Annotated in this window: 18 protein-coding genes; 9 read left to right on the forward strand and 9 right to left on the reverse strand. The window is 71.6% G+C overall.

The annotated features are described in order from the left end of the window. Positions 1-123: 123 nt before the first annotated feature. The 6 genes from ACIBTS_RS26010 to ACIBTS_RS26035 all read right to left on the reverse strand — a co-directional run bounded on the left by ACIBTS_RS26010 (position 124) and on the right by ACIBTS_RS26035 (position 4,866). Entirely contained in the window at positions 124-1,185 is a 1,062-nt protein-coding gene (locus ACIBTS_RS26010) for a hypothetical protein (RefSeq protein ID WP_399322515.1), read from the reverse strand. Continuing rightward, positions 1,185-1,844 carry an RNA polymerase sigma factor gene (locus tag ACIBTS_RS26015; protein ID WP_399322517.1) on the reverse strand — a complete coding sequence of 220 codons (660 nt, stop codon included), beginning with the start codon at positions 1,842-1,844 and terminating at the stop codon, positions 1,185-1,187. Before ACIBTS_RS26015 ends, ACIBTS_RS26010 begins: the two co-directional genes overlap by 1 nt. 291 nt (positions 1,845-2,135) lie before the next feature. Then, the gene (locus tag ACIBTS_RS26020) at positions 2,136-2,951 is read right to left on the reverse strand and encodes a hypothetical protein (protein WP_399322519.1); all 816 of its coding nucleotides are present in this window, start codon (positions 2,949-2,951) and stop codon (positions 2,136-2,138) included. A gap of 94 nt (positions 2,952-3,045) precedes the next feature. Continuing rightward, the gene (locus ACIBTS_RS26025; protein ID WP_399322520.1) at positions 3,046-3,690 is read right to left on the reverse strand and encodes an RNA polymerase sigma factor; all 645 of its coding nucleotides are present in this window, start codon (positions 3,688-3,690) and stop codon (positions 3,046-3,048) included. 155 nt (positions 3,691-3,845) lie between these two features. After that, the gene (locus ACIBTS_RS26030) at positions 3,846-4,280 is read right to left on the reverse strand and encodes a hypothetical protein (RefSeq protein ID WP_399322522.1); all 435 of its coding nucleotides are present in this window, start codon (positions 4,278-4,280) and stop codon (positions 3,846-3,848) included. Between the two features lie 181 nt (positions 4,281-4,461). Beyond that, positions 4,462-4,866 (reverse strand): hypothetical protein, encoded by a 405-nt coding sequence (locus ACIBTS_RS26035; RefSeq protein WP_319674298.1) that lies wholly within the window; start codon positions 4,864-4,866, stop codon positions 4,462-4,464. A 173-nt stretch (positions 4,867-5,039) separates the two neighbouring features. Between ACIBTS_RS26035 and ACIBTS_RS26040 the strand changes: the two genes are divergently transcribed. Continuing rightward, a complete protein-coding gene (locus ACIBTS_RS26040; RefSeq protein ID WP_399322524.1) occupies positions 5,040-5,513 on the forward strand; it encodes a DUF1877 family protein in 474 nt (157 codons plus the stop codon). On the opposite strand, the gene ACIBTS_RS26045 is transcribed toward ACIBTS_RS26040, so the two are convergent. Then, a complete protein-coding gene (locus tag ACIBTS_RS26045; RefSeq protein ID WP_399322526.1) occupies positions 5,487-6,071 on the reverse strand; it encodes a hypothetical protein in 585 nt (194 codons plus the stop codon). The genes ACIBTS_RS26040 and ACIBTS_RS26045 overlap by 27 nt on opposite strands. 200 nt (positions 6,072-6,271) lie before the next feature. Continuing rightward, positions 6,272-7,906, reverse strand: a complete 1,635-nt coding sequence (locus ACIBTS_RS26050) for a glycoside hydrolase family 20 protein (RefSeq protein ID WP_399322664.1) — start codon at positions 7,904-7,906, stop codon at positions 6,272-6,274. A 255-nt stretch (positions 7,907-8,161) separates the two neighbouring features. Between ACIBTS_RS26050 and ACIBTS_RS26055 the strand changes: the two genes are divergently transcribed. The 6 genes from ACIBTS_RS26055 to ACIBTS_RS26080 all read left to right on the forward strand — a co-directional run bounded on the left by ACIBTS_RS26055 (position 8,162) and on the right by ACIBTS_RS26080 (position 13,221). Next, positions 8,162-8,701: a 2-oxo-4-hydroxy-4-carboxy-5-ureidoimidazoline decarboxylase gene (locus tag ACIBTS_RS26055; protein ID WP_399322528.1), complete on the forward strand. Its 540-nt coding sequence runs from the start codon at positions 8,162-8,164 to the stop codon at positions 8,699-8,701. A gap of 298 nt (positions 8,702-8,999) precedes the next feature. Beyond that, complete coding sequence (gene sdhC / locus ACIBTS_RS26060) at positions 9,000-9,380, forward strand: succinate dehydrogenase, cytochrome b556 subunit (RefSeq protein ID WP_079660228.1); 381 nt, start codon at positions 9,000-9,002, stop codon at positions 9,378-9,380. A 5-nt stretch (positions 9,381-9,385) separates the two neighbouring features. Then, positions 9,386-9,868, forward strand: coding sequence for a succinate dehydrogenase hydrophobic membrane anchor subunit (locus ACIBTS_RS26065; protein WP_079660229.1), 483 nt, complete (start codon positions 9,386-9,388; stop codon positions 9,866-9,868). A gap of 33 nt (positions 9,869-9,901) precedes the next feature. Next, a complete protein-coding gene (gene sdhA / locus ACIBTS_RS26070; RefSeq protein ID WP_079660231.1) occupies positions 9,902-11,656 on the forward strand; it encodes a succinate dehydrogenase flavoprotein subunit in 1,755 nt (584 codons plus the stop codon). Further along, positions 11,656-12,435 (forward strand): succinate dehydrogenase iron-sulfur subunit, encoded by a 780-nt coding sequence (locus tag ACIBTS_RS26075; RefSeq protein WP_079660232.1) that lies wholly within the window; start codon positions 11,656-11,658, stop codon positions 12,433-12,435. The genes sdhA and ACIBTS_RS26075 overlap by 1 nt, the downstream gene beginning before the upstream one ends. A 168-nt stretch (positions 12,436-12,603) precedes the next feature. Beyond that, a complete protein-coding gene (locus ACIBTS_RS26080; RefSeq protein WP_399322531.1) occupies positions 12,604-13,221 on the forward strand; it encodes a Uma2 family endonuclease in 618 nt (205 codons plus the stop codon). Positions 13,222-13,228: 7 nt separating this feature from the next. Here the strand turns inward: ACIBTS_RS26080 and ACIBTS_RS26085 are convergent, their stop codons facing one another. Further along, on the reverse strand, positions 13,229-13,669 hold the full coding sequence (locus ACIBTS_RS26085; RefSeq protein WP_399322532.1) for an SMI1/KNR4 family protein: 441 nt from the start codon (positions 13,667-13,669) through the stop codon (positions 13,229-13,231). A 271-nt stretch (positions 13,670-13,940) separates the two neighbouring features. Here ACIBTS_RS26085 and ACIBTS_RS26090 point away from each other — a divergent pair, with 271 nt between their 5' ends. Continuing rightward, a complete protein-coding gene (locus ACIBTS_RS26090; RefSeq protein ID WP_399322534.1) occupies positions 13,941-14,357 on the forward strand; it encodes a hypothetical protein in 417 nt (138 codons plus the stop codon). A gap of 5 nt (positions 14,358-14,362) precedes the next feature. Beyond that, positions 14,363-14,917: a thiol-disulfide oxidoreductase DCC family protein gene (locus ACIBTS_RS26095; protein WP_399322536.1), complete on the forward strand. Its 555-nt coding sequence runs from the start codon at positions 14,363-14,365 to the stop codon at positions 14,915-14,917. Positions 14,918-15,112: the final 195 nt, after the last annotated feature.

The following is a 15,112-nucleotide window of genomic DNA, read 5'->3' on the forward strand; positions in this document are numbered from 1 at the left end:
CTTGCACTTCCCGATGGTTCCCGAGGTCCCGGCGGCCTGCAAACCGGCACCGGGTCGCGGGCGGCGCGGCGTCATGGATCGGCTGATCGGCGTGCCGGAGCCGCCGTCCTGACGATGGTCGTTTCAGCCGTGACCGTGGCCGCCGCCGTGGCCGCCGTGGCTGCCGCCTCCCTGGCCGTGACCGCGGCGGCCGCCTCTGTGGCCGCCGTCATCGTCGTCGTCGGAAGTGCCGCCGCCCCGGCCGGACTTGTCGTCCGTACCGCTCCCGCGGGTCGATCCGCTCTGGCCGTCGCGGTCCCCCTGGCCCATTCCGGTGTCCCGGCCGGCGGTGCCGTTTCCCGTGCGGGCGTCGCCGCGTGGGTTTGCGCCGGCGGCGTGGTCGAGGACGCCCGCGCAGAACGTCGGCACGCGCTTCGAGCCGCCCGCCAGGTTCTCCAGGGTCCGCCGGCGGCCGGCGTCCAGGGTCTTGCCGGCGCTCAGGTCGCGGCAGGACGAGCTCACGCCGCCCGGCCAGACGCCGCGCAGGTCCGGGCCGGCGGTGGCGTCGTCGTCCGCGGTGCCGTTCCCGGCGCCCTTGCCGGCCTCGCCGCCGGCGCCTCCGGGGCCGCCCGTGCCGCCCTCCGGGGGCGTCGACGGCGCGGTGCCGCCCGAGGCGTCCGGGGAGGGGGAGACGAGCGGGCGCTCGGGGAGCGCGGGCGCCGAGACGGAGGGACGCGCCGGTTCCGCGCCGTCGAACGGGGACGGCAGGACGCCGGTCCCGACCGCGACCCCGCCGAGCACCCCTACGGCCAGCGCCGCGGCCAGTCCCAGCCGCGCGGGCCGGATCCGGCGGGGACGGCGAGCGGCCTCGCGGACACCGCCGACGATGCGCACCAGCCCGACGTCGACCGCGTGCGCCTCACCGGCCCCACCGGCCTCACCGGCGAGTCCGGCGGTGGCGCCCCGGGCGAGGTCGGCGCGGTCCGCGTGGGTCTTACGGAAGGCGGCCAGGGCCGCGGCCTCGCCGGGGAGCTCCTCGTCGGCGGGCAGGGACGCGGCGGCCGGTGCGGACAACGCGGCCAGCGTCCTCGCGAGGCGTTCGGCCTGCTCCTCGGCCGGGCCGTCGAGAGCGTGGCCGGGTGACTCACCGCGCAGCAGACGCTCCGCGGTTTCGCGGTCGAGCCACCTGTCCTGCTTGTCGGCCATCACATGTCCTTCTGCGTCCGCGCGCGCACTTGCGTCACACTGGCGGACGTCACCGCGCGCGAGCGCGTTCCACGCTGCGGCGGCAGTGCGTCCAGCGCGCCCGCCGTCTCCGCATCGTCGCCGAGCAGTTCGGCGAGCTTCTTCAGACCGCGGTGCGCGGCCGTGCGTATCGCGCCGGGCCGTTTGCCGAGCGTCTCGGCGGCCGTCTTGGCGTCCAGGCCCATGACGACCCGCAGGACGACGGCCTCGGCCTGGTCCTGCGGCAGCCGGGCGATGAGGCCGAGGGTGCGGCCGGTGGCGAGCGCCTCGATGGCCTCGCCCGCGGTGTCGGACTCGCCGGCCCGGCCGGTCAACTCGGTCTCGTCGCCGCCGATCGCGGGACGCCTCCCCCGCATGCGTATGTGGTCCAGGGCGCGGTTGCGGGCGATCCGGGCGGCCCAGCCGCGGAAGCGGTCCGCGTCGCCGCTGAACCGCTCCAGGTCACGCGCGATCTGCAGCCAGGCCTCGGAGGTGACGTCCTCGGCGTCGAGGTCGCCGACGAGTGTGCGCACGTACCCGAGCAGCCGCGGGTGCACCGTGCGGTACACAGTCCGGAACGCGCTCTCGTCCCCGTTCTGTGCCGCGAGCACCGCGGCTGTCAACTCCGCGTCGTCCCCCACGTCGTGGTTCCTCGGTCGATGGTTCGCGGTCCGTGGACCGCAGGTCGTTGCGGTGGTCTGCCGCTTGGCCGTCCGGCGCGAAAGGCACGTTACGACCTGAAACCGCCGCACGTCCACGACCGTAGAACATGCAACTGACTCGTGACTCGAGGGGGTGTGCCCGGGGTGTGACAGAAAACGCACTCTCGGCGCTGTAGGGAGTACGGGCCGCCGCGCGGCCCGTGCCGCGCGACGGCCGGGGCCTCTCCTGTGGGGGGTGGCGGCTCCGGCCGTTGCCTCGGCGGCAACGGGTCATCCGCCGTTCGCGGCCCTGGTCTTCCCCGAGTTCGCGGACCTCTCGGGCGTCACGGTCTTCTCCGCCTTGGGGCTCGTCTCGGCCCTGGGGCCCGTCTCCGCCCTGGGGCTCGTCTCGGCCTTCGGCGTCTTCTCCGCCCTGGGGCTCTTCTCCGCCTTCGGCGCCTTCTCGGCCTTCTGCTGACCGTGGGCCGCGCAGTACGCGGCGACGTTCTGCTCGCCGCCCGCCGCCGTCACGAGCCGCTGCCAGGCGGTGGAGTCCATCGCCTGGCCCCCTCCCTGGACCTTCTCGTAGGCACGGCAGTGGGCCTCGGTGTCCTTGGCGTTCGCGGGACGGTCCCGCTCGGCGCCGTCCGTGCCGGACGGGGCGCCGGACGGCGTGTCGGACCGACCGGACGGCGCGCTCGCCGACCGCTCCGGGTGCCCGGAGCCGTCGCCGCCGCCGTCGGTGACGGAGCCGATCGCGGCGTACGCGACCCCGCCCAGCGCGAGAGCGGCGATCAGCGCGGAGAGCGTGACCCGCAGCGAGCGGGCGGTGTGCCGCCGGGCGGGCCGGGACCGCCAGTCGTCGCGGCGCCGGGGACGCGCCCGGTGCGCGCCGGAGTCCCGGGCGGCCCGGAACGCGGCGACGGCCCGCAGCTCACCCTCGCTGCCCCCGGCCATGTCGGTGCCCGTGCCCGTGCTCGGACGGTCGCCGGGCCCGCGCAGGGCGTGGGCGAGCAGCGCCTCCAGCCCCGACAGGTCGGCGACGGCGTCGTCAGGGTGCGCGCGCCGACGGCCGAAGCCCGCGCCGTCGTTCAGCCGTTCACCCATGTTCGTTTCCGCCTCTGTCCCATCCGTCCGATCGGGCCGTGCCACCGGGTGGCCGCGCCCACCAGTGATCCATACGGTCCGCGGCCGTCGCCGTTCACGTCGACTCCCCCAGCGTCCGGGGCCCGCCATCCGTCACACCTGTGCCGCTCTCGCCGTTCGCGTCGGCGACGCCCAGCTGGCGGGCCAGCCGCTTCAGACCGCGGTGCGCGGCCGTACGCACCGCGCCGGGCCGCTTGCCGAGCACGCGGGCCGCGGCGGGTCCGTCCAGCCCTACGACGACCCGCAGCAGCACGGCCTCCGCCTGGTCCTGCGGCAGCCCGCGGACCAGCTCCAGGGCGTGCGCGGTGGAGAGTGCCTCCAGCGCCTGGTCGTGGGTGCTGTGCGGCCCGGGCAGGTCGAGGACGACGTCCTGGTCCAGCGCCGCCGACCGGGGCCTCACCCGCAGCCGGCGCAGGTGGTCGAGGGCCCGATGCCGGGCGATGGTCGCGGTCCAGCCCCGGAAGCCGGCGCCGTCGCCGCGGAACCTGCCCAGGTCGCGGGAGATCTCCAGCCAGGCGTCGGAGGCCACGTCCTCGGCGTCGTCGCCGACGATGCCGCGCAGGTAGCCGAGCAGTCCGGGCTGCACGATCCGGTACGCGACGGCGAACGCGGTCTCGTCGCCGTCCTGGGCCCGTGCCACGGCCGCGCCCAGTTCCCCGTCGTACGCGTGCGCGCGCCGGGATTCCCCTCCCTGGCCCAAGACTGTCCTCGTTCGTACGGAGTCCGTTGCGGGCGCACGACCGTCCCGCCGGACACCCGGTCCGGACGCGGCCACGCCCCCACGGTCATCAGCGTCCGGCCGCACAGAAGTGTCACAGCGAACGGAGATGACGGATGCGGCAGACGCCTCCACGGTCAGGCCGCCGCCCGCCGGGCGCGCCCATGGAGGGTCAGATAGAAGGTCCGCAGGGATTCCTCCGGACTCCCGGTCTCGAACCGGTTGACGACCTTCCCGAGCGGGTTCCACACCCGCCCGTCCGGCATCCGCACCCCGACCGCCTGTCCGAACCAGGCACGCTGGTCGCCGTCGAGATCCACCCACAGCCCGCCGGCCCGCCGCACCAGCACCTCGCCGACGTACGCCCCGAGCCCGACGAGCGTGTCGTGCGCCCGCTCCCGGTCGGCGCCGCCCTTGCGCACCCCGTCGACGAGGAAGTCGACGACCCGCAGACTGGCGACGGAGTAGTCGAGCGGCAGCCGCTGCCGGGCGGTGACCCGTGCGACGAACCCCGTGGCACACCCCCGCATCCCCCGCGCGTCCGGCGTGCCCGCATCCACCCCGCTGCTCATGGGTCCCCACCCCTCCACTCGGTCCTGGAAACCGGATCGGCTCCCCGCTGTCCCAGCGGACGGGCACCCCCGAACATCACGGGTCACAGAGGTGTCACTCGTCACACGGCCACTGACCAGCACAGGCACCCCGGGCAACCCGTGCACTCGGGGCAGTCCGCTGCACAGGCGCCGTCCGCGGCTAGCGCCGTCCCCGCATCGCGTCCCGGCACAGCAGCCGCAGGGAGCCGTGGCCGCCGAGGCAGCGGCGGGCCTCGTCGAGGGGCTCCCACAGGCGTCCGTCGGGGGTGCGGACCCAGTGGTCGCCGCCGGTCGCCCACCACTCGGCGCCGGTCTGCCGGACGATCACCTCACCGGCGTACGCCCCGAAGCCACGGAGCGTGTTCTCCGCGGCCGGGGGCTCCGTGCCCGCTCGGCGCAGCTCCTCGATCAGCCGGTCGACGCGCCACAGACTCTGCGCGGAGAAGTCGAGATGTTCGCGCACGCCCTCCCGCGCGGCGGCCACCGCCTCCGCCGCCCAGCGCACCGGTTTCACGGCGGCGGAGGGCCGGCCCGGCTGTCGTGCGTGCTGAGGTCCCTGCGCCACGTGCGCCGTCCGGGTCGCTTGAGTTGTCCACGTCACATAGAGAAGAGCGGCGCCCGGCCGTGATCCGTCACGCGAATCCGGCCCCTCCCCGAGACCGGCGCAGGACCACCCCGCCTCCACCCCAGCTCGGGCACAGAGGTGATGATTCCGCGCTCCCGCGCGCTCCTTTATTGATGAGCGCGTACCTCCGGCTCCGCGCCGTGCCCCCTTCGGCCCTGCGCAACAGCGCGACCTGGCTGCGGAAGCTGTTCGACGAAGACCATGACCGCCTGAACTGCGCATCGGCCCTGGACGGCCGTTACGGCGACCACCAGGTGCTCTACGCCGACACCCACGTGGTGCTCGGCGGGGAGCGCGTGTACCCGGCCCGTTCGAAGGAGCCGCCGTTCGTGCTGCTGACCGTCGCCCAGACGGCCCGGGTCGCCGCCTTCCTGACGGAGAGCGACTTCGACGACCTGTGGCGGCCCGCCCGTGCCGAACTCCTGCCCCGCTACGGCGGCACCGCAGAGGAGACCCGCACCCGGGCCGCGTTCGCCTCGGCGCACCGGGACCTGACGGACTTCTACGCCGCGACCGCGCGGCACCGGGACGCGGTCGTCAAATGGTTGGGGGACACCTGCTCACCTGCGTCCCCGGGCCCGCCGTGACACCACCGCGCGCAGCACCCGGCGACCCTCGATGGACACCTCCAGCGCGCGGCGCAGTCCGCCCGCGCCATGGCCGGCCAGGACTTCCAGGACGGTGACCTGGCGGCGCAGTTCGGCGGCCACGAGGGGCGACATGCCCTCCGTACGGCCCTCGCGGCGGGAGTCGACCGGGGCGGCGTCCTCGGCCGGGTCGAGGAGGCGGTGGATCTGGAGGGAGGCGACGGAGCAGGCGTCGGCCCAGCGCCGCACCTCGCCGGCGAAGCGGTCGGCCGGGGCCGCGGCCAGCATCCGGCGGACCAGGAGCACGGCCTCGTCGGCGCCGCCCTCCTCCACGCCGCCGTCGCCCACCGCCGCGTCGCCGGACTCCAGCTTGCCGCGCACCTGTTCCAGGAGCTCGCCCCAGTCGGCGCCGTCGGAGGCCTCGGTGAGGTTGCCCCACAGGGGGCGCAGGATGTCGTCGTCACCCCCGAGCAGGGGCACGCACCGATCCAAACAAGCCAACCCGCTGGCAGCCAGTCCGCGTTCGTCGGCCTGAGCGATCAGTTCCATCAGGCTCATCCACGCCTCCCTCGCCAGGGCGCCTACCTTACGGAGCCCGCACTTCCCCTTACTGCGTGCGACGGGGCAGGAGTGTCACAGGAGGGACCGGGGGGACAGGAGGGGAGACCCAGAGGAACGCATTTCAGCCAACTCCCCGACAGCACCGGCAGCACCGGCAGCACTGGCAGTGCCGACAGCGCCGTGGACCGGCGGCGGACTCAGCCCAGCCGGTTCGCCAGGGCCCTGAACTGCGTCCAGGTCAGCGCCGGCGTCCTCGCGTCCCACAGCTTCTGGGACGTCGCCCGCAACGGCATCCGTATGCCCGCGGCGACCTGGGCCTGCGTCTGCGAGTCGGCGAGGTCGCACCACACCGAGAAGGAACCGCCGAGTATCTGGGCGTCGTACCGCGCGGCCACCGGCGTGGTGCCGCGCAGGACGCGCGGGGTCCACTGCTCGTAGATGCGCCGCCCGGTCGGGTAGACGAAGGTCTGCGGCTGCCCGAGGACGTAGTACAGGTACTCGTCGTTGTAGTTGAGCACCTTGCGTCCCGCGCTCAGGTACTCCACCGGCTTGCGCGCCCCGATCTCCTTGCCGGTCCAGTACGCGACCACGAGATCGGAGGCCGGCTTGACCGACGTCCCCCGGAAGAACCCGTCGTTCCACACCCGCATGGTGCGGTCGTGGGCGCGGACGGTGTCGGCGCGGTCGTTCAGCCAGCCGGTGGTGAGGTCGGCGACGGTCGCGCCGGCGCCGTACCGAGCCGCCGCGGCGGAGGCGAGCTGCGGGTAGGAGGCCGCCGGGTTCGACTTCGTCAGGGCCTGGTACTCGTCGCCGCCGAGGTGCCAGTAGGCGCCGGGGAACAGACCGGCGTACTCGTTCAGCAGGTCGTCGAGGAGCTTCGCGGAGGCGTCCTTGGAGATGTCGATCGCCCCGCGGGTCGCCACCCCGTTCACATTGCGCAGTTGCAGCTCGGGGTGGGCGGCGAGGACGGCGCCCAGGTGCCCCGGCGAGTCGATCTCGGGCACGACGGTGATGTGCCGGCTCGCCGCGAGGCCGACGATCTTCCTCACCTCGGCCTTGGTGAGGTGCTGCCGGGCGACGATCTCCGGGTGGGTGTCGGACTCGATCCGGAAGGACTGGTCGTCGGAGAAGTGCAGCCCGAGCTGGTTGAACTTCAGATCGCCGAGCTCACGGATCCGGTCCTCGATCCAGGCGGGGCTGAAGTACTTGCGGGCGATGTCCAGCGTGAACCCGCGCTGCGGCTTGGCCGGCTGGTCGCGGACGACGCCCTCCGACGCCGTACCACCGCCGTGCACCTCCTGCTTGAGGGTGCGGGTGCCGTAGAAGACACCGTCGTCGGAGGGCCCGCTGATGGTGGCCCGCCCGCCGCGCACGGTCATGGTGTACGACTCCGGGTTCGCGCCCTCGTCGTCGTTCAGCGCCAGCCGCAGGTCCCCGGCGCGGACGTCGTTCTTCTCCCCGGCGTACGTCAGCCCCAGCTCACCGGCGACGAGCCGCCCCTCGTCGGCGAGACCGGCGTCGCTCACCACCACCCGGTGCCCGGCCACCGGACGCCAGCCAGGACCGCGCGCCGGGGTGTGGGAGCGGACGGCGGGGATGGTGCGGGGGGTCGTCGACAGGGGGTAGGAACGGGTGGGGGTCGGGCTCGCGGCCGGTGCGGCGGCATCGGCGCCGCCACCGATGGAGGTCCCCGCGGAGGTCCCGGCGGCGGCCTGCTGGGAAGTGGCCGACCCGGCGGGCGCCCCGCCACTGTTCCCCGACGAGGCCCACACCCCCACCCCGGCCCCGAGCGCGACGACCAACCCGCCCGCCGTCAGCGCCCGCAGCACCACCCGCTGCTGCGGCGTCCGCTGTGACGCGCGGCGTGGGTTCCTCTGCGGCGCACGGCGCCGATGACTGTGCCTGCTCACTCCGCCAACCGTACGACGCCCGTCCGCTCCCAGCGCGCCGAAAACCGCGCGATGGTGTCCACGACACCTTCCGAAACTCTCTCGTTCGAGTGAAATTCGGGCATCCGTCGGACACGAACTGACCGTGCTCGATAACGTGGCGACACATCCTTCACTGCATCCCCTGCCACACCACACGTGACGCGAGGATCCACGCTGCCTGCGCACCGTCTTTCCCACCTCTCCGGCCGCCTCGCCATACCGGCGCAGATCCGGAACGCACCCGCACCCGTGCTGGACGGCTTCAACACCGCGCCCGCCGAAGAGGCCCACCGCGCCCTCCTCACCTGCCTGCGCAGCCCCCGCTGGGCCCGCCGCCTCGCCGACCACCGCCCCTACCCGACCCTCGACGCCCTCCTGGCCGCGTCGGACGAGGCCGCGTACGACCTGACCGCGGGAGACCTGGCGGAGGCCCTGGCGGCAGAGTCCCTCCCCGCCCTCCCGGACGACGCGTACGGCGCGGCCCACATGGCACTGAGCGCGGCCCACGCGGCATACGAGGCGAGATTCGGACACGCCTTCGTCATCTGCCTGGACGGCGTGCCGGCGGACGAGGCCCTGGACTACGTCCTGGAAGCCATCCGGTCACGTTTGACGAACGATCCGGAGGACGAACGGGTGGTCGCGGCAGAAGAACTCCGCCGCCTGGCAAGACAACGACTGACGCAGCTCGTGTAGGGGCGCGGCCCGGAAAATGCGCGGCTCCGCCGGGGCGCGGGCCTGCGACATGTGCGGCTACCGCCGCGTGGCGCGACCAGCCGCCACGGCGCCGCACCCGGCATATAACAGGACACCCCACCCCGGAAGCCGCAAACGCTAACCCAAACGCGTGCCACTTTGATCACACCGGTAGGCCCGCTGTAAGCGCCAAGCCAGCGGCTGGCTACCATGCTGGGGGCCGGTGGACCGTACCCGGCCGGGCCCGTCCGACACCCAAGCCGGCAGGCTCCAATCCCCGCTCCCGGAGGGTTCTTCCGTGCCGGCTGGAACGCTGTACCGCGGCCGGGAAGGAATGTGGTCGTGGGTGGCTCACCGAGTCACCGGCGTCCTCATCTTCTTCTTCCTGTTCGTCCACGTGCTCGACACCGCGCTCGTGCGTGTCTCCCCCGAGGACTACGACAAGGTCGTAGCCACCTACAAGACCCCGATCGTCGGGCTGCTGGAGTACGGCCTCGTCGCCGCCATCCTCTTCCACGCCCTCAACGGTCTGCGCGTCATCGCCGTCGACTTCTGGTCGAAGGGCCCGCGGTACCAGAAGCAGATGCTCTGGAGCGTCGTGGGCCTGTGGGTCGTGCTGATGCTCGGGGCCATCTACCCCGTCCTCGGGCACGCCGCTCGTGAACTGTTCGGGAGCTGACACCGATGGCCACCACTGAAACCACCGCTGCCGGGATCGGCCCCGTAGAGGGCGGCTCGATCTACAACGTCGACAACCCGGCGCCCCTCATCGAGGCCCCGCGCAAGCGCACCAAGAAGACCCCGAAGTCCACCCGGGGCAACTTCGAGATGGCCGCGTGGCTGTTCATGCGGCTCTCCGGCGTCGTGCTGGTCGTGCTGGTCCTGGGCCACCTGCTCATCCAGCTGGTGCTGGACGGCGGCGTGTCCAAGATCGGCTTCGCCTTCGTGGCCGGCCGTTGGGCCTCCCCGTTCTGGCAGGTCTGGGATCTGCTGATGCTGTGGCTCGCGATGCTGCACGGGGCCAACGGCCTGCGTACGGTCATCAACGACTACGCGGAGCGCGCGAACACCCGGCTGTGGCTGAAGGGCCTGCTCTACACCGCCACGGTGTTCACCATCCTGCTGGGCACGCTGGTGATCTTCACCTTCGACCCGAACATCCGCTAGGCGCACGGGACCGAGGGACTGAGAGAACCACTCATGAAGATCCACAAGTACGACACAGTCATCGTCGGCGCCGGCGGCGCGGGCATGCGCGCGGCCATCGAGTCGACGAAGCGCAGCCGCACGGCGGTCCTGACCAAGCTCTACCCCACCCGCTCCCACACGGGCGCCGCGCAGGGCGGCATGGCCGCCGCGCTCGCCAACGTGGAGGAGGACAACTGGGAGTGGCACACCTTCGACACGGTCAAGGGCGGTGACTACCTGGTCGACCAGGACGCCGCCGAGATCCTGGCGAAGGAGGCCATCGACTCGGTCCTCGACCTGGAGAAGATGGGCCTGCCGTTCAACCGGACGCCCAACGGGACGATCGACCAGCGTCGCTTCGGCGGCCACAGCCGCAACCACGGCGAGGCCCCCGTCCGCCGCTCCTGCTACGCGGCCGACCGCACCGGCCACATGATCCTCCAGACGCTGTACCAGAACTGCGTGAAAGAGGGCGTGGAGTTCTTCAACGAGTTCTACGTCCTGGACCAGCTGATCACCGAGGTCGACGGCGTGAAGCGGTCGGCCGGCGTGGTCGCCTACGAACTCGCCACCGGTGAGATCCACGTCTTCCAGGCGAAGGCCGTGATCTACGCGTCCGGCGGCACCGGCAAGTTCTTCAAGGTGACGTCGAACGCGCACACGCTGACGGGCGACGGCCAGGCCGCCGTCTACCGCCGCGGGCTGCCGCTGGAGGACATGGAGTTCTTCCAGTTCCACCCGACCGGCATCTGGCGCATGGGCATCCTGCTGACGGAGGGCGCCCGCGGTGAGGGCGGCATCCTCCGCAACAAGGACGGCGAGCGCTTCATGGAGAAGTACGCGCCGGTCATGAAGGACCTCGCCTCCCGGGACGTGGTCTCGCGGTCGATCTACACGGAGATCCGGGAAGGCCGCGGCTGCGGACCCGAGGGCGACCACGTCTACCTCGACCTCACCCACCTCCCGCCGGAGCAGCTCGACGCGAAGCTCCCGGACATCACCGAGTTCGCGCGCACCTACCTCGGCATCGAGCCGTACACGGACCCGATCCCGATCCAGCCCACCGCGCACTACGCGATGGGCGGCATCCCGACGAACGTCGAGGGCGAGGTGCTGTCCGACAACACCACGGTGGTCCCGGGCCTGTACGCCGCCGGCGAGGTCGCCTGCGTCTCGGTGCACGGCGCGAACCGCCTGGGCACGAACAGCCTTCTGGACATCAACGTGTTCGGCAAGCGTGCGGGCATCGCCGCCGCCGAGTACTCCCAGAAGGCGGACTTCGTCGAGCTGCCGGAGAACCCGGCGGAGCTCGTCGTCTCCCAGGTGGAGCGGCTGCGGTCGTCCACGGGCACGGAGCGCGTGGCGGTCCTGCGCCGCGAGCTGCAGGAGACCATGGACGCGAACGTCATGGTGTTCCGCACGGAGCAGACGATCAAGACGGCGGTCGAGAAGATCGCGGAACTCCGCGAGCGCTACAAGAACGTCTCGATCCAGGACAAGGGCAAGCGGTTCAACACGGACCTGCTGGAGGCCATCGAGCTCGGCAACCTGCTCGACCTCGCCGAGGTCATGGCGGTCTCCGCCCTCGCCCGCAAGGAGTCCCGCGGCGGTCACTACCGCGAGGACTACCCCAACCGCGACGACGTCAACTTCATGCGCCACACCATGGCGTACCGCGAGGTGGGCGACGACGGCGCCGAGTCCATCCGTCTCGACTACAAGCCGGTCGTCCAGACCCGCTACCAGCCGATGGAGCGTAAGTACTGATGGCAACCCCGACCCTGGACAAGGCGGACGCGGCCGGCACGCCCGAGCCCGGCTTCGCCGACTCGCCGTACATCACGGCCACCTTCCGCATCCGCCGCTTCAACTCCGAGGTCTCGGCGGAAGCGGTGTGGGAAGACTTCCAGCTGGAGATCGACCCGAAGGAGCGCGTCCTCGACGCCCTCCACAAGATCAAGTGGGACCAGGACGGCACCCTGACGTTCCGCCGCTCCTGCGCACACGGGATCTGCGGTTCGGACGCGATGCGGATCAACGGCAAGAACCGCCTCGCGTGCAAGACGCTGATCAAGGACCTCAACCCCGCGAAGCCGATCACGGTCGAGCCCATCAAGGGCCTGACGGTCCTGAAGGACCTGGTCGTCGACATGGAGCCGTTCTTCCAGGCGTACCGCGACGTGATGCCGTTCCTGATCACCAAGGACACGAACGAGCCCACGCGCGAACGCCTCCAGACGGCGGAGGACCGCGAGCGCTTCGACGACACGACGAAGTGCATCCTGTGCGCGGCCTGCACCTCGTCCTGCCCGGTGTTCTGGAACGACGGCCAGTACTTCGGGCCGGCCGCCATCGTGAACGCCCACCGCTTCATCTTCGACAGCCGTGACGAAGCGGGCGAGCAGCGCCTCGAGATCCTGAACGACAAGGACGGCGTCTGGCGCTGCCGCACCACGTTCAACTGCACGGACGCCTGCCCGCGCGGCATCGAGGTCACCAAGGCGATCCAGGAGGTCAAGCGAGCGCTGATCACGCGCCGCTTCTGACTCCGTCTCCCGGCACGTCGTCGAGGGCCCCGTTTCCCGGTTTCGTCACCGGAGGCGGGGCCCTCGGGCGTTCAAACGCCACGATCGGGTGAACGTGATCAAGAGGGACACCGATAGGACTTCCGGCCTACGATGATGGTCTCGACACCAGCCCCAAGGAGGCACGCGATGTCCGCTGCAGCCGTCGAGCAGCCCTTCGACGACGAGCCGTTCTCGCTCACGGCCATCGCCGACGAGATCATGGAGCGCCATCCGGGCTACCGCGTCGAGATCATCGGAGGCTACCTCCTCGTGACACCGTCACCGGATGCCCCACACGCCCGCGCTCTGACGAAGCTCATGCGCCCCTTCATCGCAGCAGGGCTCGACGACGGGGAAACCGAGGTCCTGCAGAACGTCGGTCTGTGGCTACCGACCGGCGAGGACGACTACGTCATCCCCGACCTGGTGATCGTCGACTCCGACATCGACGACCACTTCGTGCGGAACAACGCATACGACCCGGCCTGCTTCCGCCTGGTCCTGGAGGTCACGTCCGGGAACTGGAAGGACGACGTGAAGACCAAGGTCCCCGCGTACGCCGAGGCCATGATCCCCGTCTACGTCGTCGTCGACCGCAAGCACCAGCGGGTCCACGTCCTCACCGGACCGAAGAAGGGCGGCTACGACAACCACCAGTTCTACGCCCCGGGCCAGTCTTTCCGCCTGCCCTACTCGATCGGTGCCGAGATCACCCTGAGCGCCGCGGAGATTCTCGCGGCAGGTCGGCCGAGGACGAGCGACTGACCCTCCGTCACCACGACGCGTACCACTGCGGATCACCGCTGCCGAGCCGCCGCCGCAGGTAGTCCTCCAGGTTGTTCGCCACCCAGCGGCGGCTGTCGCTCTCGTGGTCCCACACGAAGATGTCGGGCCGCTCGGGCTTGACGACGAAGGCATACAGATCACCGCCGCTGCTCTCCCCGAACAGCAGCAGCGGGTCGAACGGCATGTACAGGCCTCGGAAGTCGACCGAACTCCTGAACTCCAGGTTCCGGTCCACGACTTCACCGACCGAGCCCACGATCCCGGCGCCGTACTTGTCCCGGGCGCCGTCCGCGACCCGCCAGAGTTCCTTCAGCGCGGCCGGCAGAGGATGCCCCAACACCGCCTCGGCCGCCCGCATTTCCTGCTCACAACCGGGCCCGGCAAGGTCCACGTCTTCCGAGAGCGAGGAGATCAGTTCGATCCACATAGGGTCATCTTTCACAGATCCACCCCCTGCACAACCCTCGCGGCATCTGGACGTCCCACTCCACCGGTCGCCTCGCCCCGGCCGCCTCTCCCCCGCGGGTTCGACAACGTGTCGGGTTCACGGACTACTCCAAGCGGCCCGCTCCGGGGAGGTGTCAGGGGCCACACCTCGCGGACCGACCCCCTTGTTGAACGTGTTCAAAACTCGGGCTACAGTCATTCCCGACAGCGTTTTGAACGCGTTCAACTAGCTCAACATGAGGTGGGGAAACATGGATCGCACGGTCATCGCCTACGTCGTCTACCTGATCGTCAGCATCGGTCTGACCGTCTGGGTGGCCAGGACCCTGAGCAGCAACGGACGGGTCTTCCTCGCCGATGTGCTGCAGGGGAACGAGAAACTCGCCGACGCCGTCAACCACCTCCTGGTGGTCGGGTTCTACCTCGTCAACCTCGGCTTCGTCGCCCTCTACCTGAGCAGCGACGACACCGTCGAGGACACCCGCCAGATCTTCGAGGCCCTGTCGACCAAGCTGGGCGTGGTCCTGCTGGTGCTCGGCGCGATGCACCTGGCCAACGTGTACGTGCTCAACCGGATCCGGCGGCGCGGGATCATGGAGCGCGAGCAGCTCCCGCCGGTCGCCCCGCAGGGCTGGGCCGCCCCCGCGGCGCCCACCGCGGGAGCCTGAGCGCCATGGCCGCCCGAGGGACAGAACAGGCCGCCGTCGACCGGGACGCTCTTCGCGTCCCGGTTCGCCGGCTCACCGTCCTCTTCGACGCCGAGTGCTCCCTGTGCGGCTTCCTGCGCGACTGGCTGGGCCGGCAGCCGCAGCTGGTGCCGCTGGAGTTCGTCCCGGCGGGCTCCGCCGAGGCCCACGCCCGCTTTCCCGGCCTCGACCATCGCGCCACCCTCGACGAGATCACCGTCGTCGGCGACGCCGGTCAGGTCTACACGGGCGCCGCCGCCTGGATCGTCACCCTGTGGGCGCTGCGCGAGCACCGCCCGCTCGCGCACCGGCTGAGCACGCCCGCCGGGGCGAAGCTCGCGCGGGCGGCCGTGCTCGCCGCCGCCAAGTGGCGCGACGGGCACGGGCAGGGCGCGGGCTGGGGCGGAGGCGTCTACCGACGGGGCGACGGATGGTCCTACGACCCGGGTCAGGGCTGGAGCTACACCCCGCCCACCTGTGCCGACGGCGCCTGCTCCACCTGGATTTCGGGCAGGGTGCCCGGTCCTTCAAGGCCGGGGTGAATGCCCGTTTCCGCGGAGCGGGGCAGGGGCAGCCGGATCGCCGTCAGGGCGATCCGGCGTCGTCGTCCGGGATGGCGAGGGTGGCCACGGACGGGTGGTGGCGACGGGAGTCGAGGGACCTGGCGCCGGCGGCTGGTGGCCGGTGGGGTGTGGTCACTCGGACGGGTGATGGTGATCGATGGTGTGCGCGGGCGG

Source organism: Streptomyces sp. NPDC050121 (genome assembly GCF_044460385.1).
Taxonomy (GTDB): Bacteria; Actinomycetota; Actinomycetes; order Streptomycetales; family Streptomycetaceae; genus Streptomyces; species Streptomyces soliscabiei.